The organism is Leisingera sp. ANG59, assembly GCF_013317235.1.
Classification (GTDB): domain Bacteria; phylum Pseudomonadota; class Alphaproteobacteria; order Rhodobacterales; family Rhodobacteraceae; genus Leisingera.
Genome location: NZ_WLCM01000002.1, coordinates 227,544 through 244,587 on the forward strand (window position 1 = coordinate 227,544; position 17,044 = coordinate 244,587).

The 17,044-nt window shown below is 64.3% G+C and carries 11 protein-coding genes and 2 pseudogenes; 5 read left to right on the plus strand and 8 right to left on the minus strand.

Translation table 11 applies throughout. The features are described from left to right. On the plus strand, positions 1-1,311 hold the full coding sequence (locus tag GKC28_RS03035; RefSeq protein ID WP_174145052.1) for a 3-deoxy-D-manno-octulosonic acid transferase: 1,311 nt from the start codon (positions 1-3) through the stop codon (positions 1,309-1,311). Beyond that, positions 1,311-2,369: a glycosyltransferase family 4 protein gene (locus GKC28_RS03040; RefSeq protein WP_174145094.1), complete on the plus strand. Its 1,059-nt coding sequence runs from the start codon at positions 1,311-1,313 to the stop codon at positions 2,367-2,369. The genes GKC28_RS03035 and GKC28_RS03040 overlap by 1 nt, the downstream gene beginning before the upstream one ends. Before the next feature lie 113 nt (positions 2,370-2,482). Here GKC28_RS03040 and GKC28_RS03045 read toward each other — a convergent pair whose 3' ends face one another. From GKC28_RS03045 to GKC28_RS03060, 4 genes are all read right to left on the minus strand, one after another. Beyond that, positions 2,483-3,646 (minus strand): M20 aminoacylase family protein, encoded by a 1,164-nt coding sequence (locus GKC28_RS03045; protein WP_174145053.1) that lies wholly within the window; start codon positions 3,644-3,646, stop codon positions 2,483-2,485. A gap of 34 nt (positions 3,647-3,680) precedes the next feature. Next, positions 3,681-4,847 (minus strand): M20 aminoacylase family protein, encoded by a 1,167-nt coding sequence (locus GKC28_RS03050; protein ID WP_174145054.1) that lies wholly within the window; start codon positions 4,845-4,847, stop codon positions 3,681-3,683. A 184-nt stretch (positions 4,848-5,031) separates the two neighbouring features. Continuing rightward, positions 5,032-6,213, minus strand: a complete 1,182-nt coding sequence (argE, locus tag GKC28_RS03055) for an acetylornithine deacetylase (RefSeq protein WP_174145055.1) — start codon at positions 6,211-6,213, stop codon at positions 5,032-5,034. Between the two features lie 4 nt (positions 6,214-6,217). Then, complete coding sequence (locus GKC28_RS03060; protein ID WP_174145056.1) at positions 6,218-8,038, minus strand: ABC transporter ATP-binding protein; 1,821 nt, start codon at positions 8,036-8,038, stop codon at positions 6,218-6,220. 338 nt (positions 8,039-8,376) lie between these two features. On the opposite strand from GKC28_RS03060, the gene GKC28_RS03065 reads away from it, so the two are divergent. The 3 genes from GKC28_RS03065 to GKC28_RS03075 all read left to right on the plus strand — a co-directional run bounded on the left by GKC28_RS03065 (position 8,377) and on the right by GKC28_RS03075 (position 12,201). Next, positions 8,377-10,080, plus strand: a complete 1,704-nt coding sequence (locus tag GKC28_RS03065) for a peptide ABC transporter substrate-binding protein (protein WP_174145057.1) — start codon at positions 8,377-8,379, stop codon at positions 10,078-10,080. 149 nt (positions 10,081-10,229) lie between these two features. Further along, the gene (locus GKC28_RS03070; protein ID WP_174145058.1) at positions 10,230-11,237 is read left to right on the plus strand and encodes an ABC transporter permease; all 1,008 of its coding nucleotides are present in this window, start codon (positions 10,230-10,232) and stop codon (positions 11,235-11,237) included. Continuing rightward, on the plus strand, positions 11,230-12,201 hold the full coding sequence (locus tag GKC28_RS03075) for an ABC transporter permease (RefSeq protein WP_174145059.1): 972 nt from the start codon (positions 11,230-11,232) through the stop codon (positions 12,199-12,201). Before GKC28_RS03070 ends, GKC28_RS03075 begins: the two co-directional genes overlap by 8 nt. Positions 12,202-12,273: 72 nt before the next feature. On the opposite strand, the gene GKC28_RS03080 is transcribed toward GKC28_RS03075, so the two are convergent. The 4 genes and pseudogenes from GKC28_RS03080 to GKC28_RS03095 form a co-directional block, all read right to left on the minus strand. Continuing rightward, entirely contained in the window at positions 12,274-13,554 is a 1,281-nt protein-coding gene (locus GKC28_RS03080; protein WP_174145060.1) for a DUF3422 family protein, read from the minus strand. Between the two features lie 191 nt (positions 13,555-13,745). Next, positions 13,746-14,039: pseudogene (locus tag GKC28_RS03085) on the minus strand (NAD(P)(+) transhydrogenase (Re/Si-specific) subunit beta); the annotation flags it as partial. A 2-nt stretch (positions 14,040-14,041) separates the two neighbouring features. Beyond that, positions 14,042-15,432 (minus strand): annotated as a pseudogene (locus GKC28_RS03090) (NAD(P)(+) transhydrogenase (Re/Si-specific) subunit beta); the annotation flags it as partial. 13 nt (positions 15,433-15,445) lie between these two features. After that, on the minus strand, positions 15,446-17,017 hold the full coding sequence (locus GKC28_RS03095; protein ID WP_174145061.1) for a Re/Si-specific NAD(P)(+) transhydrogenase subunit alpha: 1,572 nt from the start codon (positions 17,015-17,017) through the stop codon (positions 15,446-15,448). Between the last annotated feature and the right edge of the window lie 27 nt (positions 17,018-17,044).

Below are 17,044 nucleotides of genomic sequence, written 5' to 3' on the forward strand. Positions count from 1 at the left end.
ATGGCCCAGACCGCTCCAGCGCGCAGGACGCTGCTCTATTCCCTTTACTGCGGTGTCAGCGCGCTGATTGCCCCCCTTGCCTGGCGCAAGGTGGCCGGCAAGCTGCGCGACTACGGCCTGCCGGAGGAACGGGTGCGCGAACGTCTCGGCCATGCCTCCCTGCCTCGTCCCGCCGGGCGGCTGATCTGGTTTCATGCCGCCTCTGTCGGCGAAAGCCTGTCGGTGCTGACCCTGATTGCCCGCATGGGCGAAACAGATCCCGCGGCTGAGTTCCTGATCACCTCCGGCACCCCCACCTCCGCCGAGCTGATTGCCAAGCGGATGCCACCGCGCTGCCGCCACCAGTTCCCGCCGCTGGACACCGGTGCTGCGGTGGACCGCTTCCTGGCCCATTGGCAGCCCGATCTGGGGGTGTTCGTGGAAAGCGAACTGTGGCCGCAGATGCTGGTGCGCGCCCGCAAGGCCGGCTGTCCGCTGGTGCTGCTGAACGCGCGGCTGTCGGACAAATCGGTGGAGGGCTGGACAAAACGCCCGGACACCGCGCGGTTCATCCTGGATCAATTCGACCTGCTGGTGACTCAGAACAAAAATACCGCCGACAATCTTCAAGCAATGGGCGCCGCACCGGACCGCATCCGCCCCGGCAGCAACCTCAAGGCGGTTTCCGCGCCGCTGCCGGTCGATCAGGACACTCTCGCCAAGGTGCGCGGCAGTATTGGCGACCGCCCTGTCTGGATTGCCTCCTCCACCCACGCGGGGGAAGAGCAAACCGTGCTGGAAGCGCATAAGGCGCTGCTGAAACAGCACCCGGACCTCTGCCTGCTGCTTGCCCCCCGCCACCCGGAACGCGGTGATGCGGTTGAGGCGCTGGTCAAGGACGCCGGCCTCAGCTGTGCGCGGCGCAGCAAGGGCGTGCTGCCGGGGACTCAAACCCAGGTCTATCTGGCCGACACGCTGGGCGAGGTCGGCACCTGGTACGCGCTGTGCCCGCTGGTGTTTCTGGGCGGGTCCCTGCGCGAAATCGGCGGCCATAACCCGTTTGAGCCGATGCAGGCGGGCGCCGCGGTGATCAGCGGCACGGGCCACTACAATTTCGCCGAGACCTACGCCGAGCTGACCGCCCTTGGCGCCGCAGCGGAGGTGCGATCGGCAGCGGAGCTGGCAGATCAGATTGCCAAGTGGCTGGAGCAGCCCGGCACCTTCCAGGCCGCACGGGATGCTGCCAAGGAGTTCATTTCCCGGCAGTCGGATCAATTGGACAAGACGGTGGACGCCCTGCTGGCGCTTCTGCCCGCAGGAAGGAGGCCATGATGGCACAGGTTGATGCCAATACGGTGGAAGTCATCGCGCCGAACTTCAAACGCCGCCTCTCCGGGGTAACCTCGACCATCGTGCGGCTGGTGCCGCTGCAGCGCCAGCACATCGCCATTGCCACCGCGGGCAGCGGCCTGCCCGGCGGGATGCCGCATCTGTCGGCGGCGCAGCTTGTGCTGATGAACCGCAACGGCCCCGCAGGCGCCCGTGTCTGGCACGCCCGGCGCAATGTCGAAATGCTGGGCGGGCTGGCGCTCAAGTACCTTCTGGGCAAGCGGCTGAAACTCCTGTTCACCTCCGCCTCGCAGCGGCACCACTCGGATTATACCAAGTGGCTGATCTCGCAGATGGACCGGGTGATTGCCACATCGGCCAAGGGCGCGGCCTACCTGGAGAAGCCCGTGCAGGTGGTGCATCACGGGATCAACACCCAGGAGTTCTCCCCGCCCGCCGACAAACCGGCGCTGCGGCGCGAGCTGGGCTTGCCCGAAGACGCCATTCTGATCGGCTGCTATGGCCGCATCCGCGCCCAGAAAGGCACCGACGTCTTTGTCGACGCCATGCTGGAGGTGCTGAAGTCACACCCCAAGGCGGTGGGCCTGGTGATGGGCCGCGCCACCGAAAAACACCTGGCGTTCGAAAAAGAGCTGCGCGCCCGGGTCGCGGCTGCAGGCCTGTCGGAACGGCTGCTGTTCCCGCCCGAGGTGCCGGTCTGGGAGGTTTCCCGCTGGTATCAGGCGCTGGACCTCTACGTGGCGCCGCAACGCTGGGAGGGCTTCGGCCTCACCCCGCTCGAAGCCATGTCCTGCGGCGTGCCGGCGGTGGCCACCCGCGTCGGCGCCTTCGAGGAATTGATCGCACCGGGTGAAACCGGCCTGCTCATCGACCCGGGCGAGACCACACAGATGGTGGAGGCCATTGATCAGGTGCTCTCCACCGAATGCCGGCTGGCAAAGTGGTCAGAAGCCGCCCGCAAACACGCCATGACCAACTTCGCGCTAGAGAAAGAGGCCGAGACCCTGGTCGCCATCTACCGCGAATTGCTGGAGCACTGACGCCCTGGGTATAGCGCTGAGGGCAGCGCCCGGCCCGGCGGGGTGGGAAGCGAAGCGCCCGCCCCGTGGGGGGCGGGACGGGTGCTGCCCGGCCTAACAGCCGGGCTAAAGCCTCAAGCCGCAGGCATCCGCTGCTCGACGATCTCCGCCCACCAGCTGCAGCCTGCGGGAATGGCGTCGTCGTTGAAGTTGTACTCCGGGTGATGCACCATCGCGGTGTCGCCGTTGCCCATCAGGATATAGGCACCCGGGCGTTCTTCCAGCATGAAGGCGAAATCCTCGCCGCCCATGACCAGCGGTGCATCCCCGCAGGAGCCGGAGACGCTGGCCGCCACCTTGGCGGCAAACTTGGTCTGCTCCTCGTGGTTCACCATCACCGGATAGCCGCGGTGATAGGTAACGTCAGCTGTGCCGCCAAAGGTCGCGGCAATACCGGTGCAGACCTCGTTGATCCGCTTCTCGGCCAGGTCGCGCATCTCCTTGGACATAGTGCGCACGGTGCCCTTGATCTGCACCTTCTGCGGGATCACGTTGAACGCTTTTGAAGACGTCTCGAAGGAGGTCACCGAGACCACGATCTGGTGCACCGGGTCGGCATTGCGGGAGGCGATGGTCTGCAGCGCCAGCACGGCTTGCGCGGCCAGAACGGTGGTGTCGATGGTCTCATGCGGCTTGGCAGCGTGGCCGCCGCGGCCCTCGAAGGTGATGTCGAACTGGTCGGTGGCGGCAAAGAAGGAGCCGGGGCGGATGGCAAAAGAACCCAGCGGCTGGCCCGGCCAGTTGTGCAGGCCGTAAACCTCCTGCACGCCCCAGCGGTCCATCAGGCCGTCGTCGCACATCACCTTGGCGCCGCCGCCGCCCTCTTCGGCTGGCTGGAAGATCACTACCGCAGTGCCGTCGAAATTGCGGGTCTCAGACAGGTACTTGGCCGCGCCCAGCAGCATCGCGGTGTGGCCGTCATGGCCGCAGGCATGCATCGCGCCGGGGGTCTTGGAGGCATAGTCCAGCCCGGTCTGTTCATGGATCGGCAGCGCGTCCATGTCGGCGCGCAGGCCGATCACCTTGCCGGAGGTGTCCGCCTTGCCCTTGATCACCCCGACAACGCCGGTGCGGCCGATGCCGGTCACCACCTCGTCGCAGCCGAATTCCTGCAGCTTCTCTGCCACCAGCGCGCTGGTGCGGTGGGTTTCGAACAGGATTTCCGGGTTTTCGTGGATGTCACGGCGCCAGGCGGTGATTTCATCCTGCAGTTCGGCAAAGCGGTTCTTGACCGGCATTTCTCACTCCTTTGGTTGTCTTTCCCCCGCAGCCTCAGGCCGCGGGCATTCTTCGTTCCACCAGCTCGGCAAACCAGCTGCATCCCAATGGGATCGCCTCGTCGTCAAAGACATAGGCCGGGTGGTGGCACATCTGGGTGTCGCCGTTGCCGAGGAAGATATAGGCGCCGGGGCGCTGCTCCAGCATGTAGGAGAAATCCTCCGACGGCATGATCGGCGGGGTCTCGGCATCGACCTTGGCAGAGACAGCCTGCGCTGCCTCCACCGCATGGGCGGTGCCGTTTTCATCATTGATTGTAACGGGATAGCCCGGCAGCCATTCGACCTCGGCCGCGGCCCCGAACGCGGCAGCGGTGCTTTCGGCGACCCGGCGCACCCAGTCCTCGGCCTGGGTTCTGTATTCAGGGTCCAGGGTGCGCACGGTGCCCTGCAACCTGGCTGTATGGGCGATCACGTTGGAGGCGGTGCTGTCGGTCTCGAACGTCCCGACAGTCAGCACCACCCGCTTGACCGGGTCGACGTTGCGCGAAACGATCGAGTGCAGCGAGACCACGATCTGCGAGGCAACCAGTGTCGTGTCGATTGCCTCATGCGGGGCGGCGGCGTGGCCGCCCTTGCCGGTGACGGTGATGATGAATTCGTCCGAGGACGCCATCAGCGGGCCCGGACGGATGGCAAATTCACCCACCGGAAGACCGGGCATATTGTGCAGGCCATAGACCTCCTGGATGCCCCAGCGGTCCATCAGGCCATCGTCGCACATCGCCTTGCCGCCGGCGCCGCCTTCCTCGGCCGGCTGGAAGATCAGAACCGCCTTGCCGTCGAAATTCCGTGTCTCTGCAAGGTACTTAGCCGCCCCCAGCAGGATCGAGGTATGGCCGTCGTGGCCGCAGGCGTGCATCATGCCGGGTGTCTTGGAGGCATAGTCCACACCGGAGGCTTCGGGGATCGGAAGCGCGTCCATGTCAGCGCGCAGGCCGATGGCGCGGCCGGAGGTGTTGGTCTTGCCTTCGATCACCGCCACGACGCCGGTCTGGCCGACGCCTGTGGTGATATCGGTGATGCCGAATTCCTTGAGCCGTTCCACCACAAAGGCGGCGGTCTGGTGCACCTCGTACATCAGTTCGGGGTTCTCGTGCAGGTGATGGCGCCAGGCTGTGATCTCCCGGTGCATCTCGGCAAAGCGGTTCTTGGCCGGCATATTCCCCTCCCCTTTTCCGTTTCAGGTTCCGTTGCGGCAGACTGTCCGCGAAAAAACTTAGCTTCGCAAGCATCCGGTCCCGCCTGGACGTGGCGGAACACGCCAGAGCGGGGGTGGCATGCGTGCACCCCCTGTGCACCGCCTGTGCACCTTCAGCACCAATCTGAGCACGAAACGCGCGGTTTCAAGGCAGCGGGAAGTAGCCCCGCAGTTTCTCCACCAGCTTACGCATGAAGTCGTGACCCGCGTCGAACTGGGCGACCGTGATGTATTCGTTGGGCTGATGCGCCTGCGCGATGTCGCCGGGGCCGCAGATCACCGCGGAGTAGCCCGCCTGCTGGAACTGGCCCGCTTCGGTCCCGTAGCTGACCACATGGGAGCCATTGTCGCCGGTCACCCGGCGCACCAGTGCCTCGGCCTCGCCGTTCTGTTCCGGAACCAGCCCGGGCACGTCGAAGTGCTTGGACACATCAATGCGGGCGTCCGGATGGATCATCTGCATCTCCGCCTCCACCTCGCGCACCTTCTTCAGATAGGCGGCCTCCCAATCGGCAGAATCTTCGCCCGGCACCACCCGGAAATCCATCATGAAGCGGCAGTCCTTGGCGGTGATGTTATGAGCGGTGCCGCCTTCGATCATGCCGACATGGCAGGTTGTCCATGGCGGGGTGAACATCGCCTGCACCTCGCCGGGCTCCTTGGCCATGTTTTCGGCATTTTTCTGGTTGGCCCAGTCAATCAGCTTTGCCCCTTGCATGATGGCGCTGACGCCGGTGTGCATGAGCGAGGAATGCACCTCGAAACCCACCAGATGGGTATGATAGCCGGTGCCGCCCTTGTGGCCGGTCACCGCCTGCATCATCGACGGCTCGCCCACGATCACCGCCGAGCCCTTGGGCAGAACTTGCTGCATCGCCTCGATCATCGGCGGGGCGCCGGTGCAGCCGATTTCCTCGTCGAAACTCAGCGCCAGTTGCAGCGGCCGCGTGACACCCCCGGTATGGGCCTCGACCAGCGCCCAGATCGCCAGCGCGTCAAAGCCCTTCATGTCGCAGGTGCCGCGGCCGAAGTATTTGCCGTCTTTCTCCGCCACGGTGAAGGGATCGGTGTCCCAGGGCTGGCCGTCCACCGGCACCACATCGGTATGGCCCGACAGCACCACGGCGCCCTCTTCCCACGGGCCGGCATGGGCAAAGACGGCGGCCTTGTGCGGCTGCTCCGGGTCTGTCCAGCGGTGGCTCTCGATACCGTGGGAGGACAAGTAGTCCTGCACCCAATCCACCAGCGGCAGGTTGGTGTCGCGGCTCACCGTCGGGAAAGAGACCAAGCGCTCCATGATCTCCAGCGGTGTCAGTTTTTCAGCCATGGTTTCAGTACCCGCTGTCAGTCGTCAGCACGAAATGCCCCGGTTCGACCTCCAGGTACTCCGACGGCGCCGGCTCATAGCCGACCTCGTGAATCGGCGACGGGATCGGCTTGAAGTTCAGTTCCTTCTCCGACTTGCGCTGGCGAGGGTCGGCGATTGGCACTGCCTTCATCAAAGCCTGAGTGTACGCGTGCTGCGGGTTTTCAAAGACGCGCTCACGCGGGCCGAGTTCAACGATGCGGCCCAGATACATGACGCCGACCTGATGGCTGACCCGCTCCACCACCGCCATGTCGTGGCTGATGAACAGGAAAGACAAGCCCAGTTCCGCCTGCAGCTCCATCATCAGGTTCAGGACCTGCGCCTGCACCGACACATCGAGCGCAGACACGGCCTCGTCCGCGACGATCAGCTTGGGGTTCAAAGCCAGCGCGCGGGCGATGGCGATCCGCTGGCGCTGGCCGCCGGACATCTCGTGCGGGTAACGGCGCATGAAGCTGCGCGGCAGGTGGACCCGGTCAAACAGGCTGGCGACCCGGTCCTGCAGTTCTGAGCCGGAAGCGAGGCCGTAGTTGCGCAATGGTTCCGCCACCTGATCCAAGAGCTGCATCTGCGGGTTCAGCGAGGCAAAAGGATCCTGAAAGATCATCTGCATGTCCTGCCGGGCCTTGTGCATCTGGGACGGGCTGAATTGCAGCACATCGCGGCCCTCGAAATTCACTTGGCCCGACTGCGGCTCCACCAGCCGCAGGATCGAACGGCCCGCGGAGGATTTTCCGCAGCCGGATTCGCCTACCAGCGACAGGGTCTGCCCCTTGCAGACCTTGAAAGAGACGTCTTCTACCGCGTGGACGTTGGAGATGGTGCGGCGCAGCAATCCGCCCTTGACCGGAAAGCGGGTGGTCAAGTGCTGCACGTCCAGAAGCACCTCATCGGTGCCCTTGATCGGCTCGATTTTCTGATCCTCGACGCCCATCAGCTTCATCGGCTCGGGGTAATGCTTGCCGCGCATTTCGCCCAGTTTCGGCACCGCGGCCAGCAGCGCCTTGGTATAGTCGTGCTTGGGGTTTTCGAAGATTTCCTCGACGGTGCCTTCCTCGACCTTGTTGCCGCGGAACATGACGACGACGCGGTCGGCCATCTGGGCCACCACCGCCATGTCATGGGTGATGAACATTACCGCGGTTCCTGTTTCGCGCTTCAGCCGGTCCATCAGCGCCAGAATCTCCGCCTGGATGGTCACGTCGAGCGCAGTGGTCGGCTCATCTGCGATCAAAAGCCGCGGCTCGCAAGCCATCGCCATCGCGATCACCACCCGCTGGCGCATGCCGCCCGACAATTCGTGAGGGTACTGTTTCAGGCGGCGTTCAGGCTCGGGGATGCGGACCTGGCGCAGCAGTTCCAGCGCGCGTTCCTCGGCCTGGGCCTTGGACATGTTCTTGTGGATGCGCAGGCCCTCGGTCAGCTGACGGCCGACGGTGAACACCGGGTTGAGCGCGGTCATCGGCTCCTGGAAGATCATGCCGATCTCGTTGCCGCGAATCTGCTTCATCAGCTCCTGTTCGGTGGTTGCAAGGTTGGAGCGCTCGCCGTCGCGGCGGTTGAACAGCAGCTCGCCGCCGGCAATCTCGCCGCCGCCGAACTCCACCAGACGCATCAGCGACAGCGAGGAAACCGATTTGCCGGAGCCGGATTCGCCAACGATACAAACGGTTTCGCCGGGGCTGACGTCAAAGGAGACATCTTCGACACCGACCACCGGGCCGTCCTTGGTCTGAAACTCCACCCGCAGATTTCTGATAGATGCAATGGCGTTGTCCAGCATGACGGCTCCCTGTTTTTCTTGCCTGGCCCGCCGGAAAAGGCGGTCTCAGGTTCTGGAGTAAACTCTACTTTCTTCAAAAATGCTCATGCAAATAATGCATGAGCCCTTCGAAATTGGAATTTGCAATTTCCCGGCAAAAGCGCTTCGATACCCCCGTGGTTGTCTGCAGGCTGTCACATGCCGGCGTCTCCGGTAAAGTGTTAAGGGATTATAGTTTCAGTGTTTTCCCTGTGCCTGCAGGCCCAGTGCTACACTTCCGCAGCAATGCGGCAACCCTCCGGGCCTGATCCGGCCCGGCCAACAAAAAGACACGAAACGTGTCCGACAAGGAGTGTGTGATGAAATTGAAATCCCTACTGATGGGTGCCGTTGCCGCGGCCACTCTGGCGCCTGCAGCCTTTGCAGAGCGCGGGTCCGACGGCCAGGTCAACATCATTTACTGGCAGGCGCCGTCGATCCTGAACCCGTTCCTGTCCGGCGGCACCAAGGACATCCAGGCCGCCTCGCTGGTGATCGAGCCGCTGGCCCGCTATGACCCCGAAGGCAACATGGTGCCCTATCTGGCGGCCGAGATCCCGACCGTCGAAAACGGCGGCGTCAGCGAAGACCTGACCTCGATCACCTGGAAGATCGCGCCCGGCATCAAGTGGTCCGACGGCACCGATTTCACCGCGCATGACGTGAAGTTCACCGCCGATTACTGCATGCATCCCGAAGGCGGCTGCGCGCAGCTGACCAAGTTCGAGGGCGTGAGCTCGGTCGAGCTGCTGGATGATATGACCGTCAAGGTCAACTTCGACAAACCGACCCCCTTCCCCTACGGCCCGTTCTCCGGCGGTGAAAGCCCGATCCTGCAGAAGGCGCAGTTCGAAAACTGCATGGGCGCCCGCGCGCCGGAATGCACCGACGCCAACTTTGGCCCGATCGGCACCGGCCCGTTTGTGGTGGATGAGTTCAAGCCGAACGACGTGATCACCATGTCGGCCAACCCCAACTACCGTGACCCGGCCAAGCCGGCGTTTGCCAAAGTGCTGTTCAAGGGCGGCGGTGACGCAACCGCGGCCGGCCGCGCGGTGATGGAAACCGGCGAGTTCGACTATGCCTGGAACCTGCAGCTGGCGCCGGAAGTGATCGCGCAGATGGAAGCAGGCGGCAAGGGCAAGCCGGTTGCGGGCTTTGGTTCGCTGGTGGAACGCATCATGCTGAACCAGACCGACCCGTCGCCGGACCTGCCGGAGGGCGAGCGCTCCACCGCCAAGCATCCGCATCCGTTCCTGACCGACCCGGCGGTCTACAAGGCGATGTCGATGGCCATCGACCGTCCACTGCTGGTCGAAATTGGCTATGGCAAGGCTGGCAAGGTCGGCTGCAACTGGGTGCCTGCACCCGCAGCATTCGCCTCCGACACCTTTGACTGCTCCACCCAGGACATCGAAGGCGCCAAGGCGATGCTGGAAGAAGCCGGCTACAAGGACACCAATGGCGACGGCGTGCGGGAGACCCCGGACGGCAAGCCGATGAAGATCCTGTACCAGACCTCGACCAACGCCGTGCGCCAGGATTTCCAGGCGCTGATCAAGGAGTGGTGGGGCCAGATCGGCATCGAGTCCGAGCTGCGCAACATCAACGCCTCGGTGTTCTTCGGCGGTGACCCGGGCTCGCCCGACACCTTCCAGAAGTTCTATGCGGACGTGGAAATGTACGCCAACAACTTCGACGGCACCGATCCGCAGGCCTATCTGGCCAACGGCCTGTGCGACAAGGCGCCCAAGCCCGAGTCGCAGTGGCAGGGTGAGAACATCTCGCGCTTCTGCAACGAGGAGTTCGACCAGCTGCACGCCGAGCTGACCAAGACCGCCGGCCTTGAGGCCCGCGCCGAAATCGGCCGCCGCCTCAACGACATCATGGTCGAAAACGGCGGCATGATCCCGCTGGTGCACCGCGGCCGCCTGTCGGCGCACTCCAACACGCTGGGCGGCGTTCACCTGAACGTCTGGGACAGCGAGCTGTGGAACGCAGCTGACTGGTACCGCATCAAGTAAGCAGCGCTTGCCTCACCCGGGGCCCTGACGTTACATCAGGGCCCCTTGCCATTCAGCATTGGTTACGTTTAACCGCCTGCGCGTGACATGGATGTGAGGCCCTCCCCGCCTGCTCCGACCTTAATACAAGTTGCAAAGGCGCCTACCTGATGCTGACCTTTACAATCCGGCGGCTGATCCTGGCAGTACCGACACTGCTGTTCATCAGCCTCGTGATCTTCCTGCTGCTGGAGCTCGCCCCGGGCGACCCGATGGCGCAGGTTCCCCTGACCGTCCCCCCTGAAGTCAAAGAGAAAATGCGCGAGGCGCTTGGCCTCGGCCAGCCGATGCATATCCGCTTCTGGAAGTGGCTGGTGCAGTTCTTCTGGATCGAGCCGCAGGTTCTGATCGACCATTACCTGGGCACGTCCTTCTCTGCGGGCGACCTGCGGGTGATCTCCTGGCAGACCCGCTCGCCGGTGATGGACATCGTGGTCCAGCGCATCCCGCAGACCCTGTGGGTGGTCGGCACCGCTTATGTGGTGGCCATCCTGATCGCGCTGCCGATCGGCATCTATTCCGCCTACCGCCAGTACAGCTGGTTCGACCAGATGGGCACCTTCGTGTCGATGGTCGGCTTCTCGGTGCCGCCGTTCTTCTCGGGCGTGCTGGTAATCGTGATCTTCTCGGTGCAGCTGGGCTGGTTCCCGTCGATCTATGACACCACCCATGTGGTCGACAGCTGGGACGCCTTTGTCTACCAGCTGAAGCAGATGATCATGCCGGTGATGGTGCTGGCGCTGCAGATCACCGCGCAGCTCAGCCGTTTCATGCGCGCCTCGATGCTGGACAACCTCAACCAGGACTACGTGCGCACGGCGCGGGCCAAGGGGCTCAGCGAATATGTCGTGGTGATGGTCCACGTGCTGCGCAATTCGATGATCCCTGTGGTCACCGTGATCGCGCTGGGGATCCCGTCGATCTTCGGCGGCGCCATCATCACCGAGCAGGTGTTCAAGGTGAACGGCATCGGCCAGCTGCTGATCGGCGCCATCCAGGCCAACGACCTGCCGATGGTGCAGACGCTGACCTTCATCTTTGCGGTGCTGATCGTGCTGTTCAACCTGATCGCCGACGTGCTGTACGGCATTCTTGACCCGAGGATCCGCTATGACTGACAAGGAACGCTTTGTGCCCGATGAAGGCATGGCACCGGCCTCGACCTCGGTGCCGGGCGCCGGTGCGCTGGAAGAGCTGCACAACCCGGCGCGCAGCCAGTGGCTGGATGTCTGGGACCAGTTCAAGTCCCACCGCGGGGCTCTGATGGGCGGGGCGCTGTTCCTGTTCATCATCCTGGGGGTCTATCTCGGACCGTTCTTCTGGGACCTTGAAGCCACCCAGATCGACATCCGCGCCCGCAACCAGGGCCCCAGCTGGGCACACCCTTTCGGCACCGACCAGCTGGGCCGCGACATGCTGGCCCGGATGATGGCAGGCGGCGCGACCTCAGTATCTGTTGGCCTGACCGCGATGCTGCTGGCGCTGTTCCTCGGCTCCTTCATCGGGGTGATGGCCGGTTTCTTCAAGAAACTGGACGGGCCGCTGATGCGCCTCACCGACCTGTTCCTGGCGCTGCCGCTCCTGCCGCTGCTGCTGGTGATGATGCTGCTCTTCCGCGAGCCGCTGAACGCGGCCTTCGGCCCGGAACAGGGGATTTTCATCCTGATCGTGATTTCGATCGGGGTGACCAGCTGGATGCCCACCGCACGGATCGTGCGCGGCGATGTGCTGGCGCTGAAGGAGCGCGAGTTCGTGATGGCGGCGCGCTCCATCGGCACCACCAACAGCGGTCTGATCACACGGCACATCCTGCCCAACGTGCTGTCGCCAATCATGGTCTCGGCCACCCTGGGCATTGCCACCGCGATCATCACCGAGTCGTCGCTGTCGTTCCTCGGCCTCGGTTTCCCGCCGGATTTCCCGACCTGGGGACGGCTGCTGTTTGATGCCACCGATTACCTGCAGCAGCACCCGGAGCGGGTGTTCTGGCCGGGCATGGCGATCTCGCTGACGGTTCTGAGCGTGAACTACCTTGGCGACGGCCTGCGCGACGCGCTGGACCCGCGGATCCGCGGCCGCTGAGCAGGCATGCCAGAAACAAATAAGGGCCGCCCTATCAGGCGGCCCTATTTTTTTACGCGAACGCGGCAGGCCTCAGTGCAGCTTCTTGCGGATCCGCTGGATGCCCAGCCACACCAAGCCGATCACCGGCAGGGTCACCGCTGCAATCAGCACTTTCTTGGTCAGCCCGTAGCGTTCGGCCAGCGGCAACAGGAAATCGGACACCAGCGAAATCGCATAGTAGCTGACGGCCACCACCGACAACCCCTCGACCGTGTGCTGCAAGCGCAGCGCAATATCGGCGCGGCGGTCCATGCTGGCAAGCAGCGCCTGGTTCTGCGCCGAACGCTCCACATCCACCCGGGTCCTGAGCAGCTCCCCTGCCCGGCGCGCCCGGCTGGCCAGCGTATCCAGCCGCTTCTCGGTGGAGTTCACCGTCCGCATCGCAGGTTCGAACCGGCGCAGCATGAATTCGGCAAAGGTCTGGAACCCTTCGTGGCGTTCTTCGCGCAACAGGCTGATGCGCTGGCTGACCAGCGCGTCATAGGCGCCGGTGGCCCCGAAGCGGAAAGCCGACTGCGCCGCCATCGCCTCCAGCTCAGCCGAGACCGCCAGCAGCTGGGTCAGGATCTCCTCGGCGGGTTTGGAGCCGCTTGTCATTTCCGCCATCATCTCGCTGAGACGGCTATCCAGTTTCCCGATCACCGGCGACAGCCCGCGGGCGCGGGAGAAGCCCAGCATCGACATCGCCCGGTAGGTCTCGATCTCACAGAGCCGCTGCACGATCCGGCCCACCCGCTGGGCGCCGGTATCTGTGTTGGGGAAGATCGCAAAGCGCACATGGCCGGCCGGGTCGATGCGGAAATCCCCGGCCACCACGGCGCTGTCATCCAGCACCTGCGAAACCGCCAGGCTTTCCGGCACGAACCAGTCGTGAATGGTGGATTTCAGTACCGCAGGCGCCGCCCGCGGCACCACCCGGATCAGTGCCGAGGTGATCCGCTGGCCCGGTGCCTGTGCCAGCCAGTCCGCCGGGAAGACATCGAAATCCGCCGGGTCAAAGGCCCGCGCGCTGACTCCATCGCAGTAAACCGTATAGCTGACAAACTCGGTGTGCTGCTCCCATTTGATCATGTGGCGGCCGATCTGGGCGGTGTGATGGGTCGCCCCCGGCTGAGGGTGCGGCGCACCGTGCCGGTCCAGGAGCTGGACCAGGTGCTGCATGTCCAGCATCCGGTCCCGGTGCACGGCCTCCTGCGGCTGTTTCACAGCCAGGTAGACCACCGTGCAGGGCGAGGTCATAGTTGGGAACGGGCGGGCGTGCAGCTCATTGGTCAGCTGGTAGCGCAGCGGGTGATCCTGGATCGGCGGCATTCTTGGTCTCCGGGGCAATGCCGCGGACCATACTGCAGCCGGGAAAACATGTACAGAAATGTTTTATTTCAAAGCGTTAGCGGAATGCAACGGTATACAACCAGACGGCCAGCAATGCGTCCGGACAGGGGATCCGGAACAAGAAAAGGCGCCCCGGACCGGAGCGCCTTTCCTGTTTTTCAGCTGATCGCTTACTGGACGAGGCCCAACAGCGTATCGAGGCTTTGCTTCGCATCGCCGTAGAACATGCGGGTGTTCTCCTTGAAGAACAGGGGGTTCTCGATGCCGGAGTAGCCGGTGCCCTGGCCGCGTTTGGAGACGAAGACCTGTTTTGCCTTCCAGCACTCCAGAACCGGCATGCCGGCGATCGGCGAGTTGGGGTCCTCCTGGGCGGCCGGGTTCACGATGTCGTTGGAGCCGATCACGATGGCCACGTCGGTGGACGGGAAATCGTCGTTGATCTCGTCCATCTCCAGCACGATGTCGNCCGTAGAACATGCGGGTGTTCTCCTTGAAGAACAGGGGGTTCTCGATGCCGGAGTAGCCGGTGCCCTGGCCGCGTTTGGAGACGAAGACCTGTTTTGCCTTCCAGCACTCCAGAACCGGCATGCCGGCGATCGGCGAGTTGGGGTCCTCCTGGGCGGCCGGGTTCACGATGTCGTTGGAGCCGATCACGATGGCCACGTCGGTGGACGGGAAATCGTCGTTGATCTCGTCCATCTCCAGCACGATGTCGTATGGCACCTTGGCCTCGGCCAGCAGCACATTCATGTGGCCCGGCAGGCGGCCTGCGACCGGGTGGATGGCGAAGCGCACCTCCTTGCCCTTGGCCCGCAGGCGGCGGGTCAGTTCGGCGACGTTCTGCTGCGCCTGCGCCACCGCCATGCCGTAGCCGGGGATGATCACCACGCTGTCGGCCTCCTCCAGCGCCGCCGCCACGCCGTCGGCGTCGATGGCGATCTGCTCGCCCTCGACCTCCATCTGCGGGCCCGCGGTGCCGCCGAAGCCGCCCAGGATCACGCTGATGAAGGAGCGGTTCATCGCCTTGCACATGATGTAGCTGAGGATCGCGCCCGAGGAGCCCACCAGCGCGCCGACCACGATCAGCAGGTCATTGCCCAGCGAGAAGCCGATCGCCGCCGCGGCCCAGCCCGAGTAGCTGTTCAGCATCGACACCACCACCGGCATGTCGGCGCCGCCGATGCCCATGATCAGGTGGTAGCCGATGAACAGGGCTGCCAGGGTCATCAGCGCCAGGGGCAGGAAGCCGCCGGAGTTGAAGTACCAGATCAGGCAGAGGAAGGAGAGGCCTGCAGCGCTGGCGTTCAGCATATGGCCGCCCGGCAGCTTGGTGGCCGCCGAGGTGACCTTGCCCGCCAGCTTGCCGAAGGCAATCACCGAACCGGTGAAGGTGATGGCGCCGATGAAGATGCCGAGGAAGAGTTCCACGCGCAGGAAAGCGATCTCGGCCGGGGTCTTCTTGGCGATCAGCTTGGCAAAGGTGCCGAGCTCTTCGGTGCTGCCCGCCGCCGCGGCAGCCGCCACATTGCCGATCTCGAAATGGGCGATGAAGCCGACGAAGACCGCGGCCAGGCCGACCAGCGAGTGCATCGCCGCCACCAGCTGCGGCATCTCGGTCATCTGCACCCGCTTGGCGACATAGGTGCCGATGAGGCCGCCGCCCGCGATCAGCAGGATCGACAAGAGCCACAGGCCCGTGCCGGGGCCGATCAGGGTGGCGAACACCGCCAGCCCCATGCCCGCGATGCCGTACCAGACCGCGCGTTTGGCGCTTTCCTGGTTGGAGAGGCCCCCAAGCGACAGGATGAAAAGAACAGCCGCAACGACATAGGCGGCGGTGGTGAAACCGTAATCCATGTGTCCGGCCTCCTTAGGATTTCTGGAACATGGCGAGCATGCGCCGGGTGACGAGGAAGCCGCCGAAGATGTTGATCCCGGCCATGAAGACGCTGAGCGCCGCCAGGAGGATCACCAGGAACGAGCCGGAGCCGATCTGCATGAGCGCGCCGAGGATGATGATCGAGGAGATCGCGTTGGTCACCGCCATCAGCGGCGTGTGCAACGAGTGCGCGACACCCCAGATCACCTGGAAGCCCACGAAACAGGCCAGCGCAAAGACGATGAAATGCTGCATGAAGCTGACCGGCGCAAACAGCCCGACCAGCAGAAGCAGCGCGCCGCCGCCCGCCAGCATCGTGACCTGGCTCTTGGTCTGCGCCTTGAAGGCTTCGATTTCCTTGGCGCGTTTCTCCTCCGGTGTCAGCTCCGGCACGGTTTCCTTGGGCTTGGCCGCAATCGCCTGCACCTTGGGCGGCGGCGGCGGGAAGGTGATCTCTCCCTCAAACGTCACGGTGGCGCCGCGGATCACGTCGTCCTCCATGTCGTGGTTGACCTGACCGTCTTTCTCGGGTGTCAGGTCGGCCATCATGTGACGGATGTTGGTGGCGTAAAGGCTCGAGGACTGCGCCGCCATCCGGGACGGGAAATCGGTGTAGCCGATGATGGTGACGCCGTTGTCTGTCACCACCTTCTCGTCCTTGACGGTGCCTTCCACATTGCCGCCGCGCTCGGCGGCCAGGTCGACGATCACCGAGCCCGGCTTCATCGCCGCCACCATGTCGGCGAGCCACAGCTTGGGCGCCTCGCGGTTGGGGATCAGCGCGGTGGTGATGACGATGTCCATCTCCGGTGCCAGCTCGCGGAACTTGGCCAGCTGCGCCTCGCGGAATTCCGGCGAGGACACAGCCGCATAGCCGCCGGTGGCGGCGCCGTCCTGCTGCTCCTCCTCGAAATCGAGATAGACGAACTCGGCGCCCATCGATTCCACCTGCTCGGCCACTTCGGGACGGACGTCGAAGGCATAGGTGACAGCGCCCAGCGAGGTCGAGGTGCCGATGGCAGCGAGACCCGCCACCCCGGCGCCGACCACCAGAACTTTTGCGGGCGGCACCTTGCCCGCGGCGGTGATCTGGCCGGTGAAGAAGCGGCCGAAGTTGTTGCCCGCCTCGATCACGGCGCGGTAGCCCGCGATGTTGGCCATCGAGCTCAGCGCGTCCATCTTCTGCGCGCGGGAAATGCGCGGCACCATTTCCATGGCGATGACATTGGCCTTTTTCGACTTGGCCAGCTCCATCCCCTCTTCGTTCCCTGCCGGGTTGAAGAAGGAAATGAGCGTCTTGCCCTTGGTCAGCCGCTTCAGCTCGGTGGCGTCCGGCTGGCGCACCTTGGCGACGATATCGCAGGCTTTCCACAGCGCCGCCGGGGTCTTGATGATCTCCACCCCCGCGGCCTCATAGGCGGCATCGGAAAACCCCGCCGCCGCCCCCGCCCCGGTCTCCACCGCGCATTCATAGCCCAGTTTCTGCAGCTGCGCCGCAGACTCCGGCGTCATCGCTACACGGTTCTCGCCGGGCGCCAGCTCTCTTGGCGTTCCAATCAGCACGGCTGCTCTCCTCCCATTGCGCCGGAC

What these genes read in the sequence shown, in the direction of transcription:
- GKC28_RS03060 (WP_174145056.1), bottom strand. Translation starts at nt 8,038, where the DNA reads ATGCTGGACAACGCCATTGCATCTATCAGAAATCTGCGGGTGGAGTTT.
- GKC28_RS03035 (WP_174145052.1), top strand. Translation starts at nt 1, where the DNA reads ATGGCCCAGACCGCTCCAGCGCGCAGGACGCTGCTCTATTCCCTTTAC.
- GKC28_RS03050 (WP_174145054.1), bottom strand. Translation starts at nt 4,847, where the DNA reads ATGCCGGCCAAGAACCGCTTTGCCGAGATGCACCGGGAGATCACAGCC.
- argE (WP_174145055.1), bottom strand. Translation starts at nt 6,213, where the DNA reads ATGGCTGAAAAACTGACACCGCTGGAGATCATGGAGCGCTTGGTCTCT.
- GKC28_RS03040 (WP_174145094.1), top strand. Translation starts at nt 1,311, where the DNA reads ATGGCACAGGTTGATGCCAATACGGTGGAAGTCATCGCGCCGAACTTC.
- GKC28_RS03070 (WP_174145058.1), top strand. Translation starts at nt 10,230, where the DNA reads ATGCTGACCTTTACAATCCGGCGGCTGATCCTGGCAGTACCGACACTG.
- GKC28_RS03075 (WP_174145059.1), top strand. Translation starts at nt 11,230, where the DNA reads ATGACTGACAAGGAACGCTTTGTGCCCGATGAAGGCATGGCACCGGCC.
- GKC28_RS03065 (WP_174145057.1), top strand. Translation starts at nt 8,377, where the DNA reads ATGAAATTGAAATCCCTACTGATGGGTGCCGTTGCCGCGGCCACTCTG.
- GKC28_RS03080 (WP_174145060.1), bottom strand. Translation starts at nt 13,554, where the DNA reads ATGCCGCCGATCCAGGATCACCCGCTGCGCTACCAGCTGACCAATGAG.
- GKC28_RS03045 (WP_174145053.1), bottom strand. Translation starts at nt 3,646, where the DNA reads ATGCCGGTCAAGAACCGCTTTGCCGAACTGCAGGATGAAATCACCGCC.